This is a genomic window from Streptomyces sp. MBT65 (genome assembly GCF_016612545.1).
Lineage (GTDB): Bacteria > Actinomycetota > Actinomycetes > Streptomycetales > Streptomycetaceae > Streptomyces.
On the sequence record NZ_JAENRY010000423.1, the window covers coordinates 1 to 5,445 of the forward strand.

The 5,445-nt window shown below is 71.6% G+C and carries 5 protein-coding genes; 3 read left to right on the forward strand and 2 right to left on the reverse strand.

Going from position 1 to position 5,445, the window contains the following annotated elements; all coding sequences use genetic code 11:
* Positions 1-783: DUF6350 family protein (locus JHN63_RS46950; protein ID WP_234478756.1), on the forward strand; the 783-nt coding region annotated here is incomplete at its 5' end.
* A gap of 13 nt (positions 784-796) precedes the next feature.
* On the opposite strand, the gene JHN63_RS46955 is transcribed toward JHN63_RS46950, so the two are convergent.
* Positions 797-1,570: a hypothetical protein gene (locus JHN63_RS46955; RefSeq protein WP_200691259.1), complete on the reverse strand. Its 774-nt coding sequence runs from the start codon at positions 1,568-1,570 to the stop codon at positions 797-799.
* A gap of 325 nt (positions 1,571-1,895) precedes the next feature.
* Here JHN63_RS46955 and purN point away from each other — a divergent pair, with 325 nt between their 5' ends.
* On the forward strand, positions 1,896-2,525 hold the full coding sequence (gene purN, locus JHN63_RS46960; RefSeq protein ID WP_200691260.1) for a phosphoribosylglycinamide formyltransferase: 630 nt from the start codon (positions 1,896-1,898) through the stop codon (positions 2,523-2,525).
* Positions 2,522-4,096, forward strand: coding sequence for a bifunctional phosphoribosylaminoimidazolecarboxamide formyltransferase/IMP cyclohydrolase (gene purH / locus JHN63_RS46965; RefSeq protein WP_200691261.1), 1,575 nt, complete (start codon positions 2,522-2,524; stop codon positions 4,094-4,096). The genes purN and purH overlap by 4 nt, the downstream gene beginning before the upstream one ends.
* Positions 4,097-4,225: 129 nt before the next feature.
* Here purH and JHN63_RS46970 read toward each other — a convergent pair.
* On the reverse strand, positions 4,226-5,445 hold a 1,220-nt coding region (locus tag JHN63_RS46970; RefSeq protein WP_200691262.1), incomplete at its 5' end, for a PQQ-binding-like beta-propeller repeat protein.

The following is a 5,445-nucleotide window of genomic DNA, read 5'->3' on the forward strand; positions in this document are numbered from 1 at the left end:
GTCCCGGACGCGGGCGCCGGGACCCCGCTGAACTGGTTCGCCGTGCTGGTGCCGGTGACGGCCGGGGTGACGGCGGGGTGGTTCGTGGCGCGGGTCGCGGTGGGTCAACGGGGCGACGGCGGGGGCGAGTTGACGGAGGAGCGGAGGCGGAGGGCGGTCGGCGCCGGGCTCCGTCAACAGTCGACGTCGGCCCCCGCGGCCCAGGCTCCTTGGGCGCAAGGCCGCACCGCCGCCACCGCGTTGCTCGCCGCCGCCCTGTGTGCCGTAGCGCTGGCCCTGTTCGCGGAGTTGTCCGGCGGGCCCCTCGGGGGTGCCGCGCTCGCGCGGTTCGGGCCGGTGTGGTGGCAGACCGGGGGAGCGGCGCTGGGGTGGATCGCGGTGGTCGCGGTGCCCACGGCGGTGGGGCTGCGGGCGTGGCGGCTGCGGGAGCGGCGGGTGCCGGCGCCGACGATCGGGAAGCCGCGGGAGGGGGAGGCACTGCCCGAGGTGACGGGATCCTGGTTCCGGAAGTCGTTCACGGTCGGCCGGAGTTGGTTCACCCGCAAACCGAAGGCCGAGCAACCGGTGCCTGTGCCTGTGCCTGTGCCTGCGCCCGTACCCGTACCGGTCCAGGCCCCCGTCGACCAGCCGTACATCGCCTACGACCACGACCCGACGTTCGACCCGCCCTCACTCACCCCCTGGTACGACGACGCCTCCCGCGAGGCCCGTTGGGCGGCCCTGCGGGAGGCGTCCACGCCGCCGGAGCAACCGGAGGAACCCGGTGAGCCGGAGCTGAACTGATCGACGGCGTCCGTCAGTTGGCGGTGCCGAGGATGCCCCGCAGATCCTTCGGCAACAGCTGGTTGCAGGACTGCTTGGCCTCGTTGGTGAGGGCGTCGTTCGTGCAGGTGTAGAAGTCGCTGTAGGCGAGCTGGGAGACGAACATCGCGGCGACCAGGGCGATGGCCAGGGACGCGGTGACCAGGCCGCTCACCGCCGCCGTCGTCTGGGGGCGGGCCTGGGTCTCGGGCGTGGCCGGGGTGTCCGGGTCGCCGGGGCGGGGCTTGGCGCGCAGGGCGCTGCCGCCCCAGTAGAGGGCCAGCGCGCCCAGCAGCAGGGCCACGTACGGCCAGCTGAAGAGGGCGAAGAAGAAGGCCCACATGCCGCTCAGCAGGGCGTAACGGGCGCGGCGCTGGGCCGGGTCCGTCGGGTCCCAGCGCATGCCGCCCTGGCCGGGGCCGCCGCCAGGACCCTCGGGGCCGCCCTGTCCGCCGGGCCCGCCGGTGCCACCGGGCCGGTCACCGAAGCCGCCCTGGGAACGCCCGGGCTGCTGGTCGCTCCACTGACTGCCCCAGGGCGAACGACCGCCGTCACCCTGAGGGGCGTCGCCGCCGCCGTCGCGACCCTCCGGGCGCCGCGGCTGCCACGGGCGGTCCGGGGTGCCCTCGGGGGGCGGCGCGAACGGGTTGTCGTCCTGCCCCGCACCGCTCTTTTCCTCCGCGGGCGCGTCGGGCGGCGACGAGGGCCGCTCCCGGAGCAGCACCGACTGCGGCGGGAACGTGAGAAGTCGCAGACTGCGGTCCGGCATCAAATGAGCGTCTTCCCCTTGGTGGATGTTCTTGGCGGATGTGCTGGATGGATACGTCTCTCCGAACATGAGCTGTACTTCGTGAACGCCTCGCACGACAACGGCGTTCCCGAACCCGCTCTCCCCAGACGCTACCTTCCGGCCACGCCCCCGTCCCGTGGGGGCTGTCCGGTGTGCCGGTATCGTTGCTGACGGTCGGCCGCTTCGTAGACTTCCCCGTATCCCGGGGCGCGAAGCATTCGTATGAACGCACGAGCGGACGTACGAGTGGACGCACGAGTCGGCCGTAGAACGAGAAGTCGCCCCCCCGAGAAAGGGCCCCGCCGTGGCCGCCAAGCCCGTGGCCAAGCGCCTCGTCGTGCTGGTCTCCGGATCCGGTACGAATCTGCAGGCGCTCCTCGACGCCGTCGAGACCGTCGGCAGCGAGTCGTACGGAGCCGAGATCGTGGCCGTGGGCGCGGACCGCGAGGGCATCGAGGGCCTGGCCCGCGCCGAGCGCGCCGGGCTGCCCACCTACGTGTGCAAGGTGAAGGACTTCGCGACCCGCGAGGAGTGGGACGCGGCCCTGGCGGCGGCGACCGCCGCGTACGAGCCCGACCTGATCGTGTCGGCCGGGTTCATGAAGATCGTGGGCAAGGAGTTCCTCGCCCTCTTCGGCGGCCGGGTCGTGAACACGCACCCCGCCCTGCTGCCCAGTTTTCCCGGAGCCCACGGCGTACGCGACGCGCTCGCGTACGGCGCCCGGGTCACCGGCTGCACCGTCCACTTCGTCGACGACGGCGTCGACACCGGGCCGATCATCGCTCAGGGCGTGGTCGAGATCCGGGACGAGGACGACGAGAGCGCTCTGCACGAGCGCATCAAGGAAGTCGAGCGCACGCTGCTCGTCGATGTCGTGGGGCGGCTCGCCCGCAACGGCTATCGCATTGAGGGACGAAAGGTAGTTATCCAGTGACCGCCGAGAACATCGAGAGCGGCAAGCGGGCCATCCGTCGCGCGCTCGTCAGCGTCTACGACAAGACCGGCCTGGAGGAGCTGGCCCGCGGCCTGCACGAGGCGGGCGTGGAGCTCGTCTCCACGGGCTCCACCGCCGCCCGTATCGCCGCCGCCGGTGTCCCCGTCACCAAGGTCGAGGAGCTGACCGGCTTCCCCGAGTGCCTGGACGGCCGGGTCAAGACCCTGCACCCCAAGGTGCACGCCGGCATCCTCGCCGACCTGCGCCTGGAGAGCCACCGCCGGCAGCTCGACGAGCTGGGCGTGGCCCCCTTCGACCTCGTGGTCGTCAACCTCTACCCGTTCCGGGAGACGGTCGCCTCGGGCGCGTCCCCCGACGAGTGCGTCGAGCAGATCGACATCGGCGGCCCGTCGATGGTCCGCGCCGCCGCCAAGAACCACCCGTCGGTCGCGGTCGTCACCAGCCCGGCCCGCTACGCCGATGTCCTGAACGCCGTACAGACCGGCGGTTTCGACCTCAACACCCGTAAGCGGCTGGCCGCGGAGGCCTTCCAGCACACGGCGTCGTACGACGTGGCGGTGGCGAGCTGGTTCGCGTCGTCGTACGCGCCGGTCGACGAGTCGAGGTTCCCGGACTTCCTGGGCGCCACCTGGGAGCGCGAGAACACCCTGCGCTACGGCGAGAACCCGCACCAGCCGGCCGCGCTCTACGTCGACGGCAGTGGCGGCGGTCTGGCGCAGGCCGAGCAGTTGCACGGCAAGGAGATGTCGTACAACAACTACACGGACACGGACGCCGCGCGCCGGGCCGCGTACGACTACGCCGAGCCCTGTGTCGCGATCATCAAGCACGCCAACCCGTGCGGTATCGCGATCGGTTCGGATGTCGCCGAGGCGCACCGCAAGGCGCACGCGTGCGACCCGCTCTCCGCGTTCGGCGGGGTGATCGCGGTCAACCGGCCGGTGTCGAAGGAGCTGGCCGAGCAGGTCGCCGAGATCTTCACCGAGGTCATCGTCGCGCCCGGCTACGAGGACGGCGCGCTGGAGATCCTCGCCAAGAAGAAGAACATCCGGGTGCTGAAGGCCGCGGGCGGTCCGTCGAACGCGGTCGAGGTCAAGCCGATCGACGGGGGCGTCCTGCTCCAGGTCACCGACCGGCTCCAGGCCGACGGCGACGACCCGGCCAACTGGACGCTGGCGACGGGCGAGGCGCTCTCCGAGTCCGACCTGGCCGACCTCGCCTTCGCGTGGAAGGCCTGCCGCGCGGTGAAGTCCAACGCGATCCTGCTCGCCAAGGACGGCGCGTCGGTCGGCGTCGGCATGGGCCAGGTCAACCGGGTCGACTCCGCGAAGCTGGCCGTCGAGCGGGCGGGGGAGGAGCGGGCACGCGGTTCGTTCGCGGCCTCGGACGCGTTCTTCCCGTTCCCGGACGGCCTGGAGGTCCTCACCGACGCGGGCGTCAAGGCCGTGGTCCAGCCCGGCGGTTCGCTCCGCGACGAGCTGACGATCGAGGCGGCGAAGAAGGCGGGCGTCACGATGTACTTCACAGGGACGCGGCACTTCTTCCACTGACATCGGCGGGAGTTCCAGCGGGAGTCGAAACAGGGGCCGGGGCAGGCTCGGGCGGTGGCAGTTAGCACCACACCGTCTTGCCCTCCGGCCCCTGTTCCACGCCCCGGCGCGCCGCGACCGCACGGATGCCTACCAGGTCGTGAAAGCGAGCGTCATCGGATCGGGGCTCGTCTGGTTCACGTAGTAGCCGCTGCCCGTGTGCAGGAAGAACCGCCCGTCGTCGTACAGCATGGGCACCTTGACATCGGCGCTGATCAACGAGTGCAGCGTGCTGTTGAGCGACAGCTCGTCGGGCATCTCCATCAGCGTGGCGCTCTTGCCGGTGGCGGGGTCCAGGCGCAGGACCCGGGCGGGGCTGGTGGGTTCGGCCTTCTGCGCGGCGACGAGGGTCTTGCCGTCGGCGCGCACCGGAACGAGGGTCGAGTCGTCCGGGGCCGGGAAGCTGCGGATGGCCTTGCCGGTGGTCAGGTCGAAAGCGGTGATCCGGTTGCCCGCGGAGTAGTTGTGGGGGTCGCTGCCGAGGTAGGCGGTGTCGCCGCTCACGACCGTGGCGCCGCAGCCGCCGGCCTCACCGCACCCCGCGACGTAGTCGTCGCCGAGTTGGATGGTGGACTGCACCTTGCCCTCGTCGGAGACGGTGACCAACTGGTCGGCGTCCAGGCCGTCGTCGCTCTGGAGCAGGCCGAGCACGAGCGGCTCACTGGACACCAGCCAGGCGCCCCTGGCCTTCGGCACCTCGTACCGCCACGTCGCTTTGCCGGTGCCCGGATCGCGCTCGCCGATGCGGAACTTCATGCCGGCGGAGGTCTTGCAGTAGGACAGGGTGAGGAGTTTCTCACCGCCGAGGTGCTCCTCCTGGGTACAGCCGTCGGCCGGGGCGACCCACACGAAGGCGCCGGTGGAGGTGCCGTAGGCGGCGGACCCGCCGGGCCAGCCGGCCGCCGCGACGGTGTCGCTGATCGCGACGTTCAGCCCGAGCCCGAGACCGACGCTCTCGTCGGTGATCGGCTTCTCCCACACCTTGACGCCCTTGTTCACGTCGATCACCGCGAACCGCGTGCAGAGACTCTTGACGGTGTCCTTGGTCGCGTGGAACACGACGGCGACGAGACCGGCGGAGGTCACGGTGCGGGAGGCCCCGCAGAGCCCGCCGGAGAGCGGGACGGTCCAGGCGCGCCTGCCGGTGGTCAGGTCGTAGCCGGTGACGGCCTCCTGGGCGCCGGTGGCGTAGGTGCGGGAGGTGAGCCAGGCTCCGGGAGTCTGGATGTAGTCGCTGACGCTCTTCGGCTGGGGCGGGTTCACGTCCAGGAGCTGCCGGCCGTTGATGGTGGTCGGGGTGGGCGTGGGGG

Coding starts and splice junctions, on each gene's coding strand:
- JHN63_RS46955 (WP_200691259.1), bottom strand. CDS start 1,570: ATGCCGGACCGCAGTCTGCGACTTCTCACGTTCCCGCCGCAGTCGGTG.